16 protein-coding genes are annotated in these 21,363 nt (G+C 42.1%); 11 read left to right on the plus strand and 5 right to left on the minus strand.

Annotation, left to right across the window (positions count from 1 at the left end):
• Nucleotides 1-41 precede the first annotated feature (41 nt).
• The 7 genes from hsdR (at nt 42) to SG35_RS25140 (ending at nt 11,521) form a co-directional block, all read left to right on the plus strand.
• A complete protein-coding gene (gene hsdR / locus SG35_RS25110) occupies nt 42-3,557 on the plus strand; it encodes a type I restriction-modification system endonuclease (protein WP_044835949.1) in 3,516 nt (1,171 codons plus the stop codon).
• Nucleotides 3,558-3,818: 261 nt separating this feature from the next.
• Nucleotides 3,819-4,898: a Fic family protein gene (locus SG35_RS25115; RefSeq protein ID WP_044835902.1), complete on the plus strand. Its 1,080-nt coding sequence runs from the start codon at nt 3,819-3,821 to the stop codon at nt 4,896-4,898.
• Between the two features lie 81 nt (nt 4,899-4,979).
• A complete protein-coding gene (locus SG35_RS25120; protein ID WP_044835901.1) occupies nt 4,980-6,593 on the plus strand; it encodes a class I SAM-dependent DNA methyltransferase in 1,614 nt (537 codons plus the stop codon).
• Nucleotides 6,590-8,329 carry a restriction endonuclease subunit S gene (locus SG35_RS25125; RefSeq protein WP_053043434.1) on the plus strand — a complete coding sequence of 580 codons (1,740 nt, stop codon included), beginning with the start codon at nt 6,590-6,592 and terminating at the stop codon, nt 8,327-8,329. The genes SG35_RS25120 and SG35_RS25125 overlap by 4 nt, the downstream gene beginning before the upstream one ends.
• A complete protein-coding gene (locus SG35_RS25130) occupies nt 8,326-9,918 on the plus strand; it encodes an AAA family ATPase (RefSeq protein ID WP_044835900.1) in 1,593 nt (530 codons plus the stop codon). Before SG35_RS25125 ends, SG35_RS25130 begins: the two co-directional genes overlap by 4 nt.
• Nucleotides 9,905-10,768 carry a hypothetical protein gene (locus SG35_RS25135; RefSeq protein ID WP_053043433.1) on the plus strand — a complete coding sequence of 288 codons (864 nt, stop codon included), beginning with the start codon at nt 9,905-9,907 and terminating at the stop codon, nt 10,766-10,768. The genes SG35_RS25130 and SG35_RS25135 overlap by 14 nt, the downstream gene beginning before the upstream one ends.
• Before the next feature lie 9 nt (nt 10,769-10,777).
• Nucleotides 10,778-11,521: an HNH endonuclease gene (locus tag SG35_RS25140; protein ID WP_044835899.1), complete on the plus strand. Its 744-nt coding sequence runs from the start codon at nt 10,778-10,780 to the stop codon at nt 11,519-11,521.
• 288 nt (nt 11,522-11,809) lie between these two features.
• On the opposite strand, the gene SG35_RS25145 is transcribed toward SG35_RS25140, so the two are convergent.
• Entirely contained in the window at nt 11,810-12,109 is a 300-nt protein-coding gene (locus SG35_RS25145; protein ID WP_044835898.1) for a hypothetical protein, read from the minus strand.
• The gene (locus SG35_RS25150) at nt 12,102-12,326 is read right to left on the minus strand and encodes a hypothetical protein (protein WP_152646823.1); all 225 of its coding nucleotides are present in this window, start codon (nt 12,324-12,326) and stop codon (nt 12,102-12,104) included. The genes SG35_RS25145 and SG35_RS25150 overlap by 8 nt, the downstream gene beginning before the upstream one ends.
• Nucleotides 12,327-13,036: 710 nt before the next feature.
• Between SG35_RS25150 and SG35_RS25155 the strand changes: the two genes are divergently transcribed.
• On the plus strand, nt 13,037-14,755 hold the full coding sequence (locus SG35_RS25155) for an SWIM zinc finger family protein (RefSeq protein WP_044835897.1): 1,719 nt from the start codon (nt 13,037-13,039) through the stop codon (nt 14,753-14,755).
• A 101-nt stretch (nt 14,756-14,856) separates the two neighbouring features.
• Here the strand turns inward: SG35_RS25155 and SG35_RS25160 are convergent, their stop codons facing one another.
• From SG35_RS25160 to SG35_RS25170, 3 genes are all read right to left on the minus strand, one after another.
• The gene (locus SG35_RS25160) at nt 14,857-15,888 is read right to left on the minus strand and encodes a hypothetical protein (RefSeq protein ID WP_044835896.1); all 1,032 of its coding nucleotides are present in this window, start codon (nt 15,886-15,888) and stop codon (nt 14,857-14,859) included.
• A 330-nt stretch (nt 15,889-16,218) separates the two neighbouring features.
• The gene (locus tag SG35_RS25165) at nt 16,219-18,144 is read right to left on the minus strand and encodes a hypothetical protein (protein WP_044835895.1); all 1,926 of its coding nucleotides are present in this window, start codon (nt 18,142-18,144) and stop codon (nt 16,219-16,221) included.
• A gap of 54 nt (nt 18,145-18,198) precedes the next feature.
• Nucleotides 18,199-18,804, minus strand: coding sequence for a hypothetical protein (locus SG35_RS25170; protein WP_044835894.1), 606 nt, complete (start codon nt 18,802-18,804; stop codon nt 18,199-18,201).
• A 461-nt stretch (nt 18,805-19,265) separates the two neighbouring features.
• On the opposite strand from SG35_RS25170, the gene SG35_RS25175 reads away from it, so the two are divergent.
• The 3 genes from SG35_RS25175 to SG35_RS25185 all read left to right on the plus strand — a co-directional run bounded on the left by SG35_RS25175 (nt 19,266) and on the right by SG35_RS25185 (nt 21,307).
• On the plus strand, nt 19,266-19,649 hold the full coding sequence (locus SG35_RS25175; protein WP_044835893.1) for a DUF4156 domain-containing protein: 384 nt from the start codon (nt 19,266-19,268) through the stop codon (nt 19,647-19,649).
• Nucleotides 19,650-19,935: 286 nt separating this feature from the next.
• Entirely contained in the window at nt 19,936-20,829 is an 894-nt protein-coding gene (locus tag SG35_RS25180; RefSeq protein WP_053043432.1) for a MipA/OmpV family protein, read from the plus strand.
• A complete protein-coding gene (locus SG35_RS25185; RefSeq protein WP_053043431.1) occupies nt 20,819-21,307 on the plus strand; it encodes a DUF3019 domain-containing protein in 489 nt (162 codons plus the stop codon). The genes SG35_RS25180 and SG35_RS25185 overlap by 11 nt, the downstream gene beginning before the upstream one ends.
• Nucleotides 21,308-21,363 lie beyond the last annotated feature (56 nt).

Here is a 21,363-nt window from a genome sequence, read left to right on the forward strand (position 1 = left end):
TTATCAATCGATAAAAAAGAAGTAAATGTTACGAGGGAATGATGACTTTAGGTATTATCAATGAATCAAATTTTGGCTTTCTAAAGCAACATGACCCCATATTCTTTGATTTAGCCAATGCAGCTGAACGTGCTTTTACCAGTGACCCCAACACCACATTAATTAAACTTCGTCAGCTAGCCGAAGCATTAGCACAAGATATAGCATCACGAGTCGGAATAGAATTTGACGACAACACAACTCAAGCTAATTTGCTGTATAAAATAAATAAAGAAATCAGCTTTGAGCCGGTTATCCGGCAACTTTTCCACTCCCTGAGAATAGAAGGCAATAAAGCCACCCACAAATTTAAAACCAAACATAAAGAAGCACTTGACGGTTTAAAGTTAGCCAGGGAATTAGCAATTTGGTTTCACCGCTCATTTGCAAATTTAACTCAGGCATTTAAACCCGGGGCATTTATACTGCCTGAAGATCCCAGCCTGCAACTTCGAACATTACAAACAAAAATCCAGACGTTACAAAACCAATTAACTGAAAACAATGAACAACTTGAAACCAATCAAAATTTAGCCTTATTACTGGCACAAGAAAAAGAAGAATATGCCGTACTCGCCGAACAAATGGATGTTGAGGCACGCACCCTCGCCGAACAAGTAAAACAACACGATGCGTTAATTAAGCAACAACAAACCGCATTCGAGCAAAGGTTAAAAGAATTACAAACCCAGTTAAAACAAAAAGATAAAGAAGTTGAAAAAGCTCGAAAACAAGTCAGTAAAAAAACCAAAAAAGCAAGCCACAATTTTGAGTTAAATGAAGAACTAACACGCATTCTTATCGACCAACAATTAGAAGAAGCTGGCTGGACGGTTGATACCCAAGAACTAACCTGGGCCAATGGCACAAGACCAGAAAAAAACACCCATAAAGCAATCGCTGAGTGGCCAACCGAGCTAAATGGTAAAAAAGGCAGGGCTGACTACGTACTGTTTAACGGCTTAATTCCCATTGCCGTGGTTGAAGCCAAAAAAGCCAACACCAATGTAGCAGGTAAAATCCCTCAGGCAGAGCGGTACGCTAAAGGCTTTAAAGTGACGCAATTAATGACAAATGCCTGGGAAGTTAGCGGACAAACAATTGCCTGGCCCGATGAGGATAGCGGACATTACATGGTGCCATTTGTCTACTCCTGTAATGGCCGCCCCTTTGTTAAACAAAGTAAAGAACATTCAGGCACCTGGTTTCGGGACGTGCGCAAACCGGCCAATATAGCAAAACCGCTAGAGCAGTTTCACTCTCCTGCGGGTTTGCTGGATAAGCTCAAACGAGATAAAGACGAAGCAGAGAAGCTGTTACAACAAGAAGGCTTCAATTATTTGGGGTTGCGTAACTACCAACAAAAAGCCATAGCAGCCGTTGAAACCGCATTAGAGAATAATAACAGCAAATGCCTGTTAGCCATGGCAACAGGTACGGGTAAAACCAGAACCATCATAGGCCTGATGTACCGCTTTTTAAAAGCAGAGCGTTTCAAACGCATCCTGTTCTTAGTCGACAGAACTGCCTTAGGCACTCAGGCCAAAGATGCCTTTGACGAAGCCAAACTGGAACAGAATAAAACCTTATCTTCTATTTACAATATTGCCGACCTCGGTGATATGAAAAGCGAAGCCGAAACCCGGGTGCAAGTAGCGACGGTACAGGCCATGGTGATGCGAATATACAAATCGGATACGCCACCACCGATAGACGAATTTGACTGTATTATTGTTGATGAAGCCCACCGGGGCTATGTACTTGATCAGGAGATGACCGAAGGTGAAATAACCAACCGGGACAGCAGCCAATACTTATCTGCCTACTGCCGAGTATTAGACTATTTTGATGCCGTAAAAATAGGCTTAACCGCCACACCGGCAAAACACACCAGTAATATTTTCGGCAAGCCCATTTATACCTACAGTTACCGAGAAGCCGTTGCAGAAGACTGGTTAATAGATCACGAACCGCCAATACGTTACCAAACCCTGCTCAGTCAACATGGCATTACCTTTGAGAAAGGGGAAACGGTATCTGCTATTAATACCCAAACCGGTGAAGTAGAAAGCGCAGAACTTGAAGATGAAGTAAAATTTGATGTCGACGCCTTTAACCGCAAGGTTATCACCCCTGAATTTAACAAAGTTATCTGTGAACAACTGGTACAAGAACTAGATCCGTTTGGCGAAGAAAAAACCCTTATTTTTTGTACCCGCGACATACATGCCGACATGGTCAAAAGCGCCCTGGATAAAGCCTTTAAAAACTTGTACGGCGACGAATATAAACAAGCTGCGGTGGCTAAAATCACCGGTGAAAGTGATAAGGTTGAACAACTTATTCGCCAATATAAAAATGAGCGTTTTCCCAATATCGCCATTACCGTTGACCTGCTCACTACAGGCATTGACGTACCCGAAATTAACCATTTAGTATTTTTACGCCGGGTAAAATCACGTATTTTATATGAACAAATGCTCGGTCGTGCCACTCGTCGTTGTGATGAAATAGGTAAAACCGCGTTTAAAATTTACGACCCGGTAGATATTTATCACGCACTTGAAGATCTCAATACTATGAAACCCATCAGCAAAGATCCCAACATTACCCTGGATCAACTGGTGGAAGAATTAACCGATCCCGAGCATTTAACCAAAGCCTTAGCCACACCGGGCGAAAAAGCCGATACCAGCCATGCCCATGATGTATTAGCGCAACTCAGCCAAAAAGTGATGCGGGTAATGCGCAAAGCAGCCAAAAAAGCCGAGAACAAACCTGAACTCAAAGAAAAATTACACCAATTAGAAGGTGTTTGGGGCATCACAGCCAACAAGCTCCACCAACATCTGCACACCATAGGCCCTCAAGCTGCAGCAGCATTCCTGCATCAACATAGCGGCATACTCAAACAACTGTCAGAAGTACGATTTTTAGCGGGCTCAGATGCTATGCCAATTATTTACCAGGGTAAAGATAAGTTTGTTAGCCGCGAACAATCTTATGGCGCCCATGAAAAACCCGCTGATTACCTGCTCAGTTTTAATGAATTTATCAAAGAGAACATCAACCAGTCAGCGGCACTTTCCGTAGTGGTTTCACGCCCGAAAGACCTTACCCGGGCACAGCTCAAAGAAGTAAAATTAATGCTCGACAATGCCGGTTTCAGCGAGGCCCATTTACAAAGTGCCTGGCGCAGCAGTACCAATCAGGATATTGCCGCCAGTATTATCGGTTATATCCGTCAGGCAGCATTAGGGGAAGCACTGTTACCTTTTGAACAAAGGGTACAACAGGCCATGCAAAAGCTTTATCAGCAACACAGCTGGTCACCAATACAGCGAAAATGGCTGGAGCGCCTGGCCAAACAGCTGACCTTTGAAGTGATAATAGACAAAGACTTTGTGAACCAGCGCTTCGCCCAGCAAGGCGGTGCTAAACAGCTAGATAAAATATTAACCAACCAACTCAATACCGTTATTGAAGAGCTAAGCGACTTCTTATGGGTAGCCAGTTAATAGCCGGGCAGCTGTGGCTATAGCAGTAAACCCAATATCAGCTTAGCTGCTGACTTGCACATGCCTTAAGCCCCACAAGCGAAAGGTATACAAAATGTATTTTTGTATACCTATTGGCCCTTAAATATATACAAAACGTATTTTTCTATACATATTGTTATGATATGTATAGAAAACTCATTTTTCTATACATATCGCCCGCCAACAGATAGAATACCCCAAGTTTTATCCATGCCCTGCCGACAATAAAAAGAGTGATAAATGAGCTTTAAAATTGCAGCCTTACCGTTTGCTGATATCGAATCTTGGGAAACCCGTAAGGTGCTGAAAAAAACCGCCCAAGCGCATCGCTATTTGGCAGAATTAAAAGGAGTGGCCGAAACAATTCCCAATGAGGCTATTCTGATCAGCACCCTCACCCTGCAAGAAGCCAAACACAGCTCGGCAATCGAAAACATTATCACCACCCATGATGAATTATTCAAAGCCGAACTCTATAACGAAGCAACAGTAAACCCGGCAACCAAAGAAGTGCAGGATTATGCCATAGCCTTACGTACCGGCTTTGGCTTGGTACGCGACAGCAAGCTTATTCGTTTAGCCGATATTCTCACCATACAAAACACACTTGAAAACAACAGGGCCGGTTTTCGAAAATTACCCGGTACCGAGCTAAAAAACGCCCAAACCGGTGAAGTTATTTACACCCCGCCGCAACATCCGCAAGAAATAGAAAGCTTGATGGATAACTTAGTGCAATATATTAATGACGATGCTCTATGTAGTGCCGATCCCCTGGTAAAAATGGCCATTATTCACCATCAGTTTGAAAGCATACACCCGTTTTATGACGGCAACGGCCGTACCGGCCGCATCATCAATATGCTCTATTTAGTAGCACAGGGCTTATTAGACTTGCCGGTATTATATTTAAGCGGATATTTGATCCAAACCAAAACAGATTATTATCAAAATTTACAGGCTGTGCGTGACAGCGGCCAATGGGAACCCTGGCTGATATACATGCTGGAAGGCATAGCACAAACCGCCCAGGTCACTATTACTTTGATCAAAAAAATAAAAGCATTAATGCAACATTTTAAACAACAAATACGCGAGCAGTTACCCAAGATTTACCGCCAGGAATTATTAAACAATTTGTTTAATCACCCTTATACCAAAATTGAATTTATGATGAATGACCTCGGGGTAACCCGGTTAACGGCCACCAAATACCTGGAACAACTGGTAGATATTGGCCTGTTACAAAAAGAGAAAGTAGGACGCAGTAACTTTTACATCAATCAGTCATTACTGCAGTTATTTACCGAGCGTCAATAGGCTTTAATCACTGCACCATAGCAGCTGTACTACAGCAGGCAGCACACAAACAATTAAGCAAAAACTATTTTAGGAAAAGCAATGAGCAACAACGATATCGTACAAAAACTCTGGAATTTGTGTGACGTATTACGCGACGACGGCATTAACTACTCAGATTACGTCACCGAGTTAGTACTCTTGTTATTTATTAAAATGGTACACGAAAATACCGAAGCAGGATTACTCAATAAACATACCTTACCTGCTGGCTGCCGCTGGACAGACTTAAGCGAAAAAGACGGTTTAAACCTGCTTAACGATTACAAAAACATTTTACTGGCGCTTTCCACTGGTAAACGCCGGGAAACAGACCCTGATGATCCGGAAAAAACCATAGAAAAAGTCGTGGTCACCGACCCGTTAATTCTAGCCATCTATGCCGACGCCCAAACCCGTTTGCGCGAACCGCGCCATTTAAAACAATTGATAGAATCATTAGACAGCATAGACTGGTTCAGCGCACAAAAAGATGGCCTGGGGGACTTATACGAAGGGTTACTGGAAAAAAATGCCAACGAAACAAAATCAGGCGCAGGTCAATACTTTACCCCCCGCGAATTAATCGATTCTATGGTCCGCTGTATCAAGCCAGAGTTAGGTGAAGTGATCCAAGACCCGGCAGCAGGTACCGGCGGCTTCTTAATTGCCGCAGACAGCTATTTAAGAGCACAAACCGATGACTATATCGATTTGTCACAAGAAGAGTCCAAGTTTCAAATCAACCACGCCTTTGTCGGGGTTGAACTCGTCCCAAGCACCCGCCGCCTGGCACTGATGAACTGTTTATTGCACGGCATGGAAGGCGACGACGAAGGAGTTGTACATTTAGGTAACGCTTTAGGCGATGCCGGTAAAAAGTTAAAACCGGCCGATATTATCCTGGCAAACCCGCCGTTCGGCACCAGCAAAGGCGGTGATGCCTCCATTACCCGGGATGACTTAACCTACCCTACCAGCAATAAACAACTGGCTTTTTTACAGCATATTTACCGTAACTTAAAACCCGGTGGCCGCGCTGCCGTAGTATTACCCGATAATGTATTATTTGAAGCTGGCGTCGGCACCGACATACGCCGCGATTTAATGAACAAGTGCAACTTGCATACTATTTTACGTTTACCCACAGGTATCTTTTACGCCGCCGGGGTGAAAACCAATGTTCTATTTTTCACTAAAGGTTCAGCGAAAGGCGGCAAAAAAGGAAAATTACAAGAAGAAAACTGCACTGAGAATACCTGGGTTTATGACTTACGTACCAACATGCCAAGTTTTGGTAAACGTAGCCCATTTGGTGCAAAGCACTTAGCCCCGTTTGAAAGCGTGTATGGCGAAGATGCTAACGGCCAAAGCTCACGCACCGAAGGAGAATGGAGTTTTAATGCCGAGCAGGTGGAAATTGAAAAATCTGCATCCAACCAAGATATAGATGAACACTTAGCCCACAGCCGTTGGCGGGTATTTACCCGTGATTATATTCGTAATACTAAAGGCGATTCACTGGATATCAGCTGGTTGAAAGATAAAGACAGCATTGATGCCGCAGACCTTGGTACCCCGGAAGAACTAGCCGAAGAGGCGATGACCGAGCTTAAAGGCGCTCTGAAGGACTTGGAAGCGTTAGTCAAAGCTTTGGGCTCTGAGGTGAAAGGATGAGCCAGAAATTACCAAAAGGATGGAGATCGGCACAGATATCCGATGTTTCAATTAAAGGTGCACAAAGAAGACCAGAATCAGATGAACTATTCACATATGTAGATATTGGTAGCATTAATCGTGATTTAAAAAGAATTAATACACCTCAAGAAATTAAAGGTGAAGGAGCGCCAAGTAGGGCACGTAAAGTAATAAATAAAGGTGACATCCTAGTATCTTTGACCAGGCCTAATTTGAATGCAGTTGCACTGGTAACTGCTCAATATGATAAGCAGATAGCATCAACTGGGTTTGAAGTCATAAAACCCTTTGGCATAGAAAGTCGCTACATTTTTTCTTTAACTAGATCGAAGGATTTCATTGATAGCATTTCAGGTGTTGTACAAGGAGCTTTATATCCAGCCGCTAAATCCACTGATGTGCAAGGATATGTATTCCCACTCCCCCCTCTAGCTGAACAAAAAATCATAGCCGATAAACTAGATGAACTACTAGCACAGGTGGAAAGTATTAAAGGCCGTCTCGATGTCATTCCGGCTCTCTTAAAATCCTTTCGCCAATCCGTACTTGCCTCCGCAATTAGTGGAAAGTTAACTAAAGGGTGGCGAAATAAAGTAAAGAATTACCCTAACATCAAAGAAAATATTCAAAAACATGCAGATGAAACAATAGAGAATTCAAAAAGTAAAGCTCTTCGGACTAAGCTATCAAAAATATTTAATGAGCCTGAAAAGCCTTTAGCATTGGACTTTGAAACGCCGATCAATTGGGTCCATTGTAATATAGCTAAACTATGTGAACCATTTAGTTATGGTACATCAGCCAAATCAAAGACTGAAGGTGAAATTCCTGTACTAAGAATGGGAAACTTACAGGAAGGTAAGCTTGATTGGAGCAATTTAGTATATACATCAGATAAAAACGAAATAACTAAGTACTCCCTAAAAAGTGGGGATGTTTTATTCAACAGAACAAACAGCCCAGAACTTGTAGGTAAAACAGCTATTTATTCAGGTGAAAAAGAGGCTATATATGCAGGGTATCTAATAAAAGCACGCTGCTCAGAATTATTACTACCTGAATATCTAAACTATTCATTAAATAGCTCTTATGGTAAGGAATATTGCAGGCAAGTAAAATCAGATGGAGTTAGTCAATCAAACATCAACGCACAAAAACTTGGTGCATTTGTTTTACCGCTCCCTTCAGTGGAAGAACAAAGCGAAATAGTTCACCGTGTCGAAGAGCTATTTACCTTTGCCAATAAGGTTGAAGCACAAATTAACGCCGCACAAACACGGGTTAACAACTTGACTCAATCCATTCTTACAAAAGCCTTTAGCGGTGAGCTGACCAAAGACTGGCGTGCAGCTAACCCTGAGTTAATCAGCGGTGATAATAGCGCCTCAGCCCTGTTAGAAAAAATAAAACTCGAACGTGAACAGCAGGCAGCTCAAAAGAAGAAAAAAAAATCAGCTAAGAAAAGTACAACAAAAAAAGCATCAGCGAGTACAACACAACCTAAAACAACAGCTAAAACTTTAGCCACAGATTCTCATATCATTGAAAAAATGCTCGCTGAAAAAACCGGCCTAACCGCACAAAATATTTTTGAACAGCTCGCCAATGAACTTTCCTTGACCCAGGTATTTACTGAAATAGCTAACTTACTGGCAGAGAATAAAATTGAAGAGCAAACCATTAACGGCATAACAGGATTTGTGCTAAAACAATGAAACTACAATATTTAAAAATTACCTCGCCCTTTAAAAATATTAACGGTATCGAAATAAAGTTTTCGACAAGCCAGGGGCGCACGGTGATCGTTGGCCAAAACGGCACCGGTAAATCCAATATCATTGAAGCGCTGGTGCATATTTTTAAACAGCTGGAGTCAGGCTTGCCGCCGCGATTTTCTTACCAGTTAAAATATAAAATTGGCGAAGGCGACGTGGAAACCTGGCTGGATATTTCCGCCGATAAAGACATTACCGATACTAAAGCCCAGTACCAAATACAGTATCAGGAATATTTAAATGGCAAACCGGCAACAAAATGGTTACCTGTTGCCATCACTAAAGTAAAACGTGATAGAGCCGGTTTATCGCGTTTTTTACCCCGCAATGTCTTTGCCTATTATTCAGGCCCCAGCGACCGTTTAGAGTCATTGTTTTATCAGGCTCGTAAAACCTTTTATCTTGATGTTATTCAAGACGGTGCCGACTTTCGCGACAATATCCGGCCGTTTTTTTATGCCAAACCTTTTCACAGTCAGTTTGCCCTGCTGGCTTTATTTGCCGCCCGGGGCTTTCCCAAGGCATTGAGGTTTTTAGAAAAAGAACTTTGTATCTCCAGCTTTGAATCAGCCACTTTTGTCTTAAAAAAGCCGGATTGGGGCAGTAACGATGCAACAGACTTTTGGGGAGCAAGCGGCGCAATACGCGAGTTTTTAGAGTTAATCAAACAACACTGCATCGGCCCGATAGAAACGCAAGAGCCCATCCCCGGCCAGCTGAGCAAACGCGTTAAAAACAGGACTGTGGTGAGCTATTTTTTACCCCATAAAAAGCAACTGGACTTATTTACCAAAAACATGCGTCCGGATGTGTTTTTTAAATTTTTAGAAGCCAGCTATTTGTCGGGTATTCTGGAGCGGGTAAAGGTTGAAGTAAAACAAACCAAGTCCCATCAAAATGTTGAATTTACCCAACTCAGTGAAGGCGAACAGCAGTTATTAACTATCGTGGGCCTATTACAGTTCACCGCCAAACAAGATGCGTTATTTTTACTGGACGAACCCGACACCCATTTGAACCCCAATTGGGCGGCAAAATACCATAGATTTTTAGATATCTTTGTCCCTGATGAGTTTAGAAGTCATATTGTAATGACCACCCATCACCCACTTTCCATTGCCGAACTTGAAAAAGAACAAATTCAGGTGGTCAAGCGTGATGAAAATACCCAGCAGGTTTCCGTATCGACACCAGACAAATCACCTCGGGGCATGAATGTTAACGGCATCCTGACAAGCGATATGTTCGGCCTGTTAACCACTCTGGACAATGAAACCCAAGCACTGATCAGAGAGCGTAAAAAGCTGGTTGTTGAAGAAAACGATCCCGAAAGGTTAAATGAGTTAAACACGCAGTTAGAGCAGCTTGGCTACGGTTATATCCACCCGGATGAAGATTATCGCCAGTTTTTAATTGCCCGCAGTAAATACCTGGAATATGGGCAAGAAGTTGCTTCGGTCGAGGCGCGTAAACAAATGATCAAGAATATCCTCAAGGACATGAAGGTATCGCCCGATGAGATACGTTGATAAGTCAAAATTTGCCCAATGCAAAACTAAAACCTGGGATAAAAATGCCGAAAAATGGGCTGAACAAGTGAAAGCAGCCGACGATCCTATTGCTGAAATAAAGAAGATTGGTAATAAATGGAGCTCTTTAAAGCGCTCGTTTGTTAAAGAGTTCGGCCTTAAATGCTGGTATACCGAAGTCCCTCAATACGGCACTGACTTTGACGTTGACCATTTTGCCCCCAAAGGGCGGGTAAAAAATGATGCCGGCCAAATAGTGATGCAAGGGGATTGTCAGCATCCCGGCTATTGGTGGAAAGCCTTTGATATAGAAAATTACCGTTACTCATGTATTTATGCCAACCGCAGCCGTGATGACGGCGGTAAAGTCGATTATTTTCCTATCGTTGATGAGAGCAAACGCGCCTGGTCTGAAGCCAGTGATTGCGATTATGACTACCGGCAAATTCTCGACCCTTGCAGCCTGGATGATGTCAAGCTACTGACTTTTGAAACAGACAGCGGATTAGTTACCTCTAGCGTATCTGAACTTGATGATGAGGCAGGCTTTAAAAAAGTAAAAATAAGCAGAACCAGGCTCAATTTAGATAATGACACAATCGTTAAAGGCCGCCTGAAAGCAATTAAAACGGTCACATCTCATATAAACCTTCTCAAACTTGTCTCCAGGGTTTCAGAGGAAGACCTTGACCAGGAAGATATCAATGGTATCGCCAATGCTAAAAGTGAGCTGATTAACGCCTGTAGCAGAAAATCAGAATTTAGTGCTGCGGTGATCCAGTATGTACTCCCTTACAAATCTTCAGGTTACCTGGCTGATGTGGTTCATGAACTGGATTTAGAACCTTAAGGTTATTTTATGGGAAAAGAAATAACAGCAGCTCAGTTAGCAACAGTATATGAACTTGGTAATTTGTTTTCCGCAAATAAATTACCGTTAAACCAAGTACTGGAAACATTGGTAGGTTCGTTAAATATGAACGAAACCTCATCAACCAATTACATGCGCAATTTTGCCGCCTTAAAAGCAGGCAAGGTATACAAGCGAGCGATGAGCGCATTATCTTATCAAGTATTTTTGGCAAAATTTTATCAGGATTTATCAATTAGTGATTTTGAAAAAGTATTGCACTCTATAACATTACACCTGCAATATCGCTGGTCTAAATCCAAAGTAAAACACAAAGAAATAAGAAAGCTACTGGCCGAATATCAGAGCAAATTAGCCTTATTAATACCTGCACCTCCATTTGCCAATGAAGTTACTGACGAGGTGATTCATAAGGCCAACTTTCCTGAAGGCGCGATAAAACAGGTTACGGTAAATGCCTATGAACGCAATAGTAGGGCAAGAGCTGCTTGTATTGCTCATTACGGAGCTTGTTGTCAGGTCTGTAAAACCGACTTTGAAAAAGTCTACGGCAACATTGGCAAAGGTTTTATTCATGTTCACCATAAAATCGATTTAGCCAGTATCAGAGAAAGCTACCAGGTTAATCCAATAAAAGATTTAATCCCGGTTTGCCCTAACTGCCACGCCATGCTACATACCGAAACACCGGCCATGACCGTTGAAAAACTCAAAAGCTTAATAAAAAGCTAACGACTTAATGCTATTTTAAAGATGTGTAGAGCACATTGATAACATTGGCCATGCAAATTCATTGATAACTCACCCCCCGCAATCAGCTACTTACTATGATGTAGTTGTCCATGCCAGTATCCTATGTCCGCTGACTAAGGTTATCAACACCAAAGTTCAAGCGTAAAAGCGCATCTCATATTCAAGGGGTAGTAGCCGCCAGGGCATCAGCTCCTGATTTTAAATAGGGTGAGTTTTCACCTGGCCCTGACTTGGGTTAGCGGTAACTCACCCGCCATTTTTCCTCCGTTACTCTTGCGGTTTAAGCTTGAGAGCGCGCAAACCCGCGTGGATATTGTCTATTTTCTCCCGATAGCCGATAACCTGATATTTAAGCCAAAAATTAATATGTCTGATACCTTCAATGGTGTCCGGGGTGATACATTCAGGCTCACGGGCAACCGCAGCGAAAGCATCAAAGAGAAAGGCGCACTCCTCACTGAATTTGCCAAAGTCGTCACAGAGGTCGAGACTTTCGCCCGCAAGCTTGCTTCTTTTGGCTTCATATTCAAGCAAAACCTCTTGGCTTATTGACACTAAATCAGACATGACAGCGCCCTCCCTTGATGGTTAAACAGAGACAAAAGCTGGAAAAACCGCAATTGCCAAAAGGGATTGCGTGCACTGCACTTTTTTTAGCGGCGGTGGTTTTAGCTGCACTTGTTTCAGTTACATGATTGACTGACGGATGTCGGGGGGTAGGTATATTTTCTGTTAAAGAAACTTTAACCGAGTGAAACTCTGGCATATCATTAGGATTAGCCATGATGGATACCTCGTATATCTGTTGTGGTTAGCTGCTTCTGAGTGCGTCTACACTCAGGGGCAGCGCTTAACGGTTCACCGGTATTTTTCCGGTTCACCTTTACTTGTTGTTAACTCTTTTTAAGCTCTTTCAAGCGCTTTTTAAACGTTTGATGAGTAAGTAAAAAACACCTCCACTGCTTGTTGGTAAAATGTTATTTGCCCCCTAAAGGTATAGTACAAAATACTATATATATCCACAGTGTTTGGCTGTATTTTTGACGGCACATCAGGATGATAATTGACGAGAGCAAGGTATTTTTACCGGGTTCATTCACCGGGCGACAGCGGGTCACGGCAGGTATCCGGCACTATTATTAATCCTCAAGGGCAGGGGCGGGTTTTGATTGTGCTGTAATAACAAACGTAATAAAGCAGTGACCAAGGTGCAATGAGGATAAAAAGTCAAGCTCACCGCTTTATCGTTCCAGGCTAAAGCTAAGCATCTGAATCTTTGCAGGCAAAGCGCAAGATTGCTCCCGACATTAACCTTGGTTATTAGCGACGTTTGCCGAGCAGCACACCTATTGGCACTGAGCGCAACGAAGATATTGATTATTTAGCCCATTGAAAGAGGTTAATACATGATTTCGTTTGCTATTATTGCTCCTTGATAAAAAAACACACAAATCAAGCTGTCATCGCTGCTTGATTTCAGATAGAGCAATAACTATGGATATAGATAAATCAATACTCATTCGTCTCGCAGGAGAAGGCGCCTACCAAAGAGGTGTCAAGGTATATCAAAGCGGGGCTGTATTATCTGTTAGGGAAAAATCAAATCATATCCTGGCTAAAGTCGAAGGCACAGAGACTTACCAAGTAACCCTGCAAATAACCGATAAGGTATTAGACGGCAGTTGTAATTGCCCGGCTTCTGAAAACTTTGACTTTTGTAAACATTGTGTCGCCACGGCCCTGGCTTATCAGGAGAGACAAACCGAGCAGAATCGCCTTCAAAATGGTGCTCCCCTTGAGCGTATCAAAGCCTATATCAATCAATTGTCTGAGCAGGAAACAAAAGAGGCCTTATTTCAGCTGATAGCCGATGATGATTTACTTACCCGCAAATGGCAGTTAAAGGCCGACAATGCTGCAGGCGCTATCGATACCAGGCAACTGAAAAAACAAATCACCCAGGCCCTGCCGTATCGCAGCATCTGGGAGTACAGCAAAGTTCGCAACTACTTTGTCAGAGCCGAAACGACACTTGAGGCCATTTTTGACATCTTCGCTACACTCAAGAGTGAAGATGCCTTTTCCCTTTGCCAGTATATGTCTCAGCGGTTAAATAAAGTATTGGAACGCCTGGATGATTCAGGAGGCTACCGTTACAGCCTGGAAGAGCAGATCAATGAACAGCTGACCACACTGTTTAAGCGCCTGCCATGGGCAGCCGATAAAAAGTCGCAGTTTTTACTCCAGGCGCTTTTAAATGAAGATGATTATATGGTTTATCCCGAAATTCCGGGAGACTTTCTCGACAGCGCTACACCTGAGGTCAACACACTATTTTATCAGGCTATTCAAAAGGCATGGGATGCCTTGCCTGAGTTGGCGATTGACGCCGGTTATGACCAACAAAGGCCATATAACAGGTTGCTTTATATCTTATTGGCACAGGCAAAAGCCGAAGAAAACCTCCCCAGGGAGATCACATTAAAAACAAAAGTTGCTGTACGTGTTCGTGACTTTATTGAACTTGCCGAGCTGAACCTGACTCAAGAAAATATAGAAGAAGCACAATTATGGCTTAACAAAGCCCTGCAGCATCCGGATAACTTTCGCCATGTTATCGCAATAAAACGATTAACAATAAAGTTACTGGAAGCCAGAAAACAACCTTTAGCGGCACTAAAAATTCAATGGGAAATATTCACTAAAACAGAGTTTTTTGAGGATTATCAAAAGCTATTGAAATTGACCGAACAAGCCGGTGAAGACACTGCTGCATGTTACCAACAGACAGAATCCATGCTACTCAAAAACAGCACCGACAAACAACATAGCCATTGGCATGCCCCCGGCTATAGCTTGGTTGACTTTTACATAAAAAACAATCAAATAGAAAAAGCGGCAAGTTATGCCATCAATAATGAAACCGATAGCGAACAGCTAAAGCTCATTGCCGGGAAAATCATGCCAACGGATGCCAGCTTAGCCTTCGGCTTTTACCAACGGCTTGTTATGCTTTATCCGCAACAAACCAATAATGAAGCATACCAGCGGACAGTGGATACGCTAACAGAATTAAAACAAGGTTTGTCCAAGAGCAGTCGCTGGGATAGCAAATTTATAATCCTGGTTGATGAAATAAGGCAGGCATACAAGGCCAAACGTAATTTAATGAAATTGTTAAAGCAACATTTTCCTGAAAAAGGCCATAAATAATCATCCTCCGACTATGCTCTCGGTCGGAGCTGTGTCCAGATACCGCTCGAAAAAGCGAGAGAGCTTTGACATTTTGCCCCCCATCCGAAGGTTACTCACGATTAGTGATATTTGCCAAATAATTTGAAATGTCTGGTTACGCACGCAGAGCGCTTAATATTAGGTCCTGTATCTGCATTTAAAGACTGCAACTTATCCAAATCTTTACCATGATCTAAATAAAGCGTACCCAAGCTTGATTGGAAATCATGTGTTGCTATCTTGGGAACATCTATCTCGCCGATAGGCACTAAATTATATTGTTCTCGCCGTTTATCTAACATCTGAGAAAATACTTTTACCTCATGTTTAACATCATCAAAATCTTGGGGAGAGAGCACATTATAGGGCTTTAACGTGCTGTTAAATGGCTCATCGCGCTCAAGGCTCATAAGATAATTAGCTAAAAGTGAAGTATCATAACGGCTCACACCATAAAACACATACATTAAAGCCTCTTTCATATGCCGTTTTACCTTAGCAGTCACCCTTTGTTTTTTACTATATTCAGATCTTGCCGCAGACTGTTCAATAGAATAAAGCGATAATAGCCCAAGGGAGGTATCACCAAATATAACCAGTTTACGCGCTATTTCGATAATCGTATCTAAACTTAAATCATACCTTTGCACCGCAGCAATCATTGCATATCGATCATTACTGTCAACTTGCGCCAGTAAATTTTCTTTGCTCATTTCGCGATAAGGCTCTATTAAATCAGCGCCTGGCCGGTCGCTATAGTTACCATAAAGGTCTTGTGTATTAAAGTGAATTCGGCCTCTTTCTCTATCCCAGTCCGCTGATTCTTGATTAGCAAATAAAAAATCAGCTTCCGTTAAATCTATGCCCCCGATACACCAGTCACCTTCATAAGGGATTTTTTTAGGGCTTAACTCGGGACTGGTATTATTTATCAGGATTGCTTTTGCCTGACTATTCGTTTGAGGCAGCGGCTCAGGGGCATACTTATCACTTTGTTGGTGACGCTTTTCAACGACAGAAGACTCTGCTATTACAGAATTGCTCTCAGTATCAAGCTGAGCCAGATAAAAAGCAGTCCCGAAAGCAAGAGCAACAATCGCTTTTTTTCTCATTAATTTACCTTAATATTATACTCTCGATCGGGGCAGTACTCTAATTCAACTCGAAAAAGCGAGAACTCTTTGTCACTTTCACCCGCCCATCCGAAAATTATCAGCAAAACTCATACGGGGTTCAAACCGATAGAAGAATTAAGCCTGATATAGAAACGGTGCTTGCCTATCAGTAGCCATGGGATATTATCAACGCCTTATTGCAACAGGTAATAAAACCCAGACAATAGGCTTTAAAAACACCTTTCTCCTATTCAATCAATAGCTCAAAAATAAAATAGTGTACTCTTATTGCCAAAAAATGGGGAACAACTTGGTTCCCCGGAAAGATTAAATTTTCAACTGCGGATATAAAGTCACTAATTTTGTATATAACTCTTTCTTCTTTTTAGCAAAAGAGGCCACATATTGCTTATGAAAATCAGTAATAGTTGCTCCGCCGTTAACTAAAGCATCAACATAACGAATATCTTCAGGATAAAAATATAACTCACTGATAGCTTTGCTGAGTGGAGCATTCAAACCTGTAGCAGGATCAGGGGTAACCCCAATATTGAGAAGAAAATTAAGACTATTCAACTTTTTCCCCCCAACCGCAGCAGTTATGGCATTGTTGCCCATCGAGTCAACAAAATGAAAGTCATAACCATGTCGATAAAGTGATTGCAGCACTTCTAAGTCACATTTATCAATTATTGTAGCGAATAAGTTAGGGTTTATTTCAGCTCCTTGTTCAATTAACGTTATCAACTGCTGAGAATCAGCATTTGCCAATAATGCAAATACAAAACTGACATTCAGTTGCTCTTGCTCACTCAGTTCAACATATTCTAATCGTTCAGCCAAAGCAGTTTGCCAGTCTCCTTGTTTGAGTAATTGAGCAACCCGCTTAGTAGTCTTCTGCTGTTTTGGAGTAGCTATTAATTCATTGCTCTTTTCACTACTTTTATCAACTTCATATTTTTCCAACTCCTTTTGACGTAAAAGCTGTAATTGTTGCTCAAATTTAGATGAATCAAAATTAACAGCTAAAAGTTCTTGCTCACTTTTTTCTTTATCTTCCAATGAGAAAATATTTCCAACAAACTTTTTCTTCAATTTAAATGAAGACAAGCAAGCACCATCATCCTTTAAACCTGCTATAGCCTTACTAAAGATATTACTGACCGCCTCATCTCTTATATCTTTCTCGTGTTTTGACAGGCTTTGATAATCAAACTTTGCGATTACTTCAGGATGAGATTGTAGATACTCCCCTGATAATTTTTGCTTTATTAGCAGTGAAGTATTTTTCTTGTTAGGAATAATGCCATATTTAAGCAACAAACTAACAAACGACTCTAATAACGGAGCATCGTTAATTTTAGCAACATAATCCAAAGCATTTTCACGGTATTTTAAAGGTGAGGGGGTTACTCCCTCAGCAAGCCAATAACCGGCACTCTCAACTATTTCACTTTGCGCCGCTAAAGTCGCTAAAGTATGAATATTTTCCTGATAATAAAAAACTTGATTAGTATCCCCAACGTAATGATCATTCAACAATTGTAATATTACGACTGAAAATCCTTTAGTCGTGGATTCAATCAAATCTGAAAAATAAACAGGTACTTTAACCGCCATTAATTCATTAATGGCTATTATAGCTTCAGCTTCTATATCCTCATCTGGTTGCTTTTTTAATATCGTTAGAAAAAGCTGCACTGGGGAGTATAACTTTTGACCCAATAAGATCATTTTATCCTGAGGAATATGACCATTTATATACAGAGATAATAACTTTTCTACATCAGAATCCTGTAACAACTCGGCGATTAATTTTCTCTGCTCAAAATTAATAAAACCAGTATCTTCCCCTACAAGGGAAGTCACATTCTTCAGATCATCTCCCCGTAAAAACCTATGTCCTCTAGAGATACCAATCCCTGCATCAATTAACACCTGGTCAATAACTTTACGACTGACATTGCTTTCATCTAACTGCACCAACAAGTCCTGGATCAATTGCTTTTTTTGATACCAATTCACTTGAGGCTCTAATAATTCAATCAAATCATTACACTGATTAGGTATAACTTGAGTTTGATCTCCAACCACACTTCGCTTAATTAAAGACGAGGTATTGCTTGTCTCAGGCTCCTGGATGACTTGCTGCCTATTTTCATTAGATATATGCTCTTGTATTCCATCATATCTAAAAAAATAAACCGCAACCAAAAGGAGTAACATGATAATAGAGTAAAACTTAACCTTCATATTTAGCTATCCCTAAAGTAATTCACAATAAAAAAGTTCGATTTCAATTTGTGACTAAACACAACCTTTCAAAGCATTTGTTTGAGCCTCAATACAAAGAGAATTTAGTGTAAAATACCTATTATCATGTTTCTGAGTACAACTGTAAATTACATCGGTAACCTCCCCAGCTCCCACGACACTTGATGCTACATTAGATGCTGCAGCGCTTTGTTTGCATTCATTATATGTAGTTTTAGCTTCGTAGGTTGCAGTATTCTGACACTGCGCAAACTCACCATTGGCTTCAATCATACATATCTCTTTTCTATCGGCTTCATTTTTCTCCGTCTCTTCTTCCTTTTCTTCTTCTTTCTCTTCACCTTCTTTAGGAGTTGATGGTGTACTACCGCTTGACGTACCAGCAGCGCCGCCCGCACTACCATCGCCACCACCAGCACTACCTGTACCACCAGAGCCACCGAGTACTGCCCCGGCTCCTCCAGTGCCCCCATCCCAGCGCTCTAAAGCATCATTACCTGGTTCACTTGAGACGCAACCTTCTGTGGTATCCCCACAATCAGCATACACTGTAGTTAGGACGAAACGAAATTCATTATTATCGAAGGAAAAGTTAACTTGCATTAAAGCAACGATTAAAAGTAATTTTACGGTTTTCATTAATAAATTAAATCCATTATTTTTTATTGGAGAGAATGCCGAAAGCCTTGGCTCTTTATGAAAAGAAGGGGAGTCAGTACAACATTCCGTGTAGAACCTGATAATTCTGGGCGGCGAGTGTAGACTAATTAAAAATTAGAGTAAACACACCAAAACAAAAAAGTATCAAAAATGTTAACTTTTGGTTTTCATCATCAAATAATAAGTGAATACCCAATAAAAAGACCTTATGGTAAATGCTGAACTCTGTAGAAATTGACGAAATGAAATATGCCGTAACTAATGCGACCAAGCGTTAAAAATACTGCCCTGCCCTTACAGACTTTTACAGTTTCCAACGCTTTTCCCTCAATTCCTTCACTGAATTGAACACAGCTAAGTACCTAGAATACTCCTGTGCTTAACGATTAAACCCCACCCGATATTCTACATACCCGGGTGCAAACAACCAGGAGAAAGAAATGAAAACTCTGCTTAGCCACTTGCCTTTAGCTGTTACTGTCGCACTGCTGGCAGGCTGCTCCGCCAAACCGCAAAATTCAGGCAGCGAGCTTATTTTACTCACCAGCCACAAGGCGGCTGAAAACTGCCAGTTCCTCGGCGAAGTCAGGGGTACCCAAGGTAACTTGTTAACCGCCACTTTTACCTCGGATGAAGATCTGATCTTAGGGGCGCGCAACGAACTCAGAAACCAGGCGGCAGGAATGGGCGCCAACTATGTGGTCCTTGAACAGCAGAACCAAAGCATCAACCTCGGCGGTTTTGGCGGCGCTTATAATTCCACCTTATTCGGCAATGCCTATAAATGTCCGCAACCGGCCATAACCAACAAGACCAAAAGCTAAAATCGCTGTTGCAAAGTTATAGCCGGGTGAGAAGTTGATGCCGTCATAACAGAAACAGCAAGCTTAACAAACTCAGTTTCTTACAATTTATAAACAAATTAACTAAAGGAGCACTCTGCCCAAAGTAAGCGCTATTTGTTAACATGTGTGGAATTATTAGCACATAAAAGTTCATTGATTTTATTTTCAAGTGCCGACGATATAAACCGGCCTGTCGCCTCATCAAACAGAATATTTTGAGGCCATTGAAAACAGCAAATGAACTGATAACAAAGGTTTTGCACAAATGCTCAGCAGAAAGCTATTCGCTACCTTATTTTTACTCTTTTTGGCAACGCCTGTTTGTTACGCCGGGGAAAGTTCAAACCCTGACCCAACTCCTGAAACGGTAACAGAGGAGGAGCAGGAAGAAAGCGAGTTTAGCTGGCAGGCCATGATAGGCCTTTCTGCGGTTTATGATCCAAGCTTACTCGAAGGGGTTGACCAGCAAGACGCCTTAGATTATCTCAACCTGGCTTTGCTGTTGGATGTTTCTTATAAAGGTTTTTTTATTCAGTCAAATCATCGCCGCGCCGATGGTTTGTTAGATGGTACCTCCCATGGCGCCGAGTTCGGTTACCGGATAGAAGCTAATGATAAGCAAGAACTGGATATCATCTTTAAAAACTATATCGGCGGCTTTGAACCCAGTGAACTGATAGACAAAAAAGACAAGAATATTCCGACCTTGGAAGGGCTCGATGACCGGCTGCCTGGCCATGGGGTCGCTTTTCGTTATTCCCGTTTTAACGAAGACCAGATGTATTCGCTGGATTTGGCCCGGTTAAGCATGGAAGGTGAGGAAAGCGGCTGGTTAATCGAAGGGTTTTACAGTTATTTTATCCCCTACCGTAACTGGGATATTTATTATGGCGGCGTACTGACCTACTACTCCAGCAGCATAGTGGATTATTTTTACGGGGTAGATAAAGATGAAGTCACCAGCGCCCGGGCCTTGTACCAGGCAGATGGCGGCTTTCGCGCCCAGCTAGAAGTTGTGGTGCAGTACCCGATCTCGAAAAGCTGGTCGTTTAACGGTGCGGTCACCCAAAGCTTTTATTCCGACAGCTTTACCGACAGCCCGCTGGTTGACAGAACCGGTACCACCCAAATCATGTTGGGGGTACTGTATGTATTTTAAACGGGCCACAACTGTCCTGGCCTTTGCCCTGCTTAGTGCCTGGCAGTCCCCGGTGATGGCCGCGCAGGTAAGTAAAGTAAAGACTTTACCGGCACCGGGCAGCCCGGTGAAGACGAAAGACGATACAAATACGGCAAACAGTGTCAATGCAAGCACACAGACACTACCGGTATTATCGGTGCAACCGGCAACTTGTGTCGCCCTGCACCAGGGGCGTACCTGTTTTGCCCAGCTATCATTAAACTGGCAAAGCACGGGGGCCGGTGATTTTTGTATTTATCTTAAAGACAGTAAACAGCCGGTGCGCTGCTGGAAAAACAGCCGGGGAAATTTAACCAGTTTTGAATTTGAGTCAGACAAAAAAGTGGTTTTTCAGTTAATCGAACAGGGAAAAAACCATGTCGTGGCGGAAACCAGTGTCGATGTCAGCTGGGTGCACAAAGCGGCCCCGAGAAAGCGACGCTGGCGCATATTTTAACAGATAGTGCTTTAAGCAGCAGTGTTAGCAGAGGCTTGATCAAAAGCGGCTTAGTT

It is taken from the genome of Thalassomonas actiniarum, from assembly GCF_000948975.2.
Lineage (GTDB): Bacteria > Pseudomonadota > Gammaproteobacteria > Enterobacterales > Alteromonadaceae > Thalassomonas > Thalassomonas actiniarum.

Excerpts from the sequence above, each read along its gene's own strand:
- hsdR (WP_044835949.1), top strand. The coding sequence starts at position 42 with ATGACTTTAGGTATTATCAATGAATCAAATTTTGGCTTTCTAAAGCAA.
- SG35_RS25115 (WP_044835902.1), top strand. The coding sequence starts at position 3,819 with ATGAGCTTTAAAATTGCAGCCTTACCGTTTGCTGATATCGAATCTTGG.
- SG35_RS25120 (WP_044835901.1), top strand. The coding sequence starts at position 4,980 with ATGAGCAACAACGATATCGTACAAAAACTCTGGAATTTGTGTGACGTA.
- SG35_RS25125 (WP_053043434.1), top strand. The coding sequence starts at position 6,590 with ATGAGCCAGAAATTACCAAAAGGATGGAGATCGGCACAGATATCCGAT.
- SG35_RS25130 (WP_044835900.1), top strand. The coding sequence starts at position 8,326 with ATGAAACTACAATATTTAAAAATTACCTCGCCCTTTAAAAATATTAAC.
- SG35_RS25135 (WP_053043433.1), top strand. The coding sequence starts at position 9,905 with ATGAGATACGTTGATAAGTCAAAATTTGCCCAATGCAAAACTAAAACC.
- SG35_RS25140 (WP_044835899.1), top strand. The coding sequence starts at position 10,778 with ATGGGAAAAGAAATAACAGCAGCTCAGTTAGCAACAGTATATGAACTT.
- SG35_RS25145 (WP_044835898.1), bottom strand. The coding sequence starts at position 12,109 with ATGTCTGATTTAGTGTCAATAAGCCAAGAGGTTTTGCTTGAATATGAA.
- SG35_RS25150 (WP_152646823.1), bottom strand. The coding sequence starts at position 12,326 with ATGGCTAATCCTAATGATATGCCAGAGTTTCACTCGGTTAAAGTTTCT.
- SG35_RS25155 (WP_044835897.1), top strand. The coding sequence starts at position 13,037 with ATGGATATAGATAAATCAATACTCATTCGTCTCGCAGGAGAAGGCGCC.
- SG35_RS25160 (WP_044835896.1), bottom strand. The coding sequence starts at position 15,888 with ATGAGAAAAAAAGCGATTGTTGCTCTTGCTTTCGGGACTGCTTTTTAT.
- SG35_RS25165 (WP_044835895.1), bottom strand. The coding sequence starts at position 18,144 with ATGAAGGTTAAGTTTTACTCTATTATCATGTTACTCCTTTTGGTTGCG.
- SG35_RS25170 (WP_044835894.1), bottom strand. The coding sequence starts at position 18,804 with ATGAAAACCGTAAAATTACTTTTAATCGTTGCTTTAATGCAAGTTAAC.
- SG35_RS25175 (WP_044835893.1), top strand. The coding sequence starts at position 19,266 with ATGAAAACTCTGCTTAGCCACTTGCCTTTAGCTGTTACTGTCGCACTG.
- SG35_RS25180 (WP_053043432.1), top strand. The coding sequence starts at position 19,936 with ATGCTCAGCAGAAAGCTATTCGCTACCTTATTTTTACTCTTTTTGGCA.
- SG35_RS25185 (WP_053043431.1), top strand. The coding sequence starts at position 20,819 with ATGTATTTTAAACGGGCCACAACTGTCCTGGCCTTTGCCCTGCTTAGT.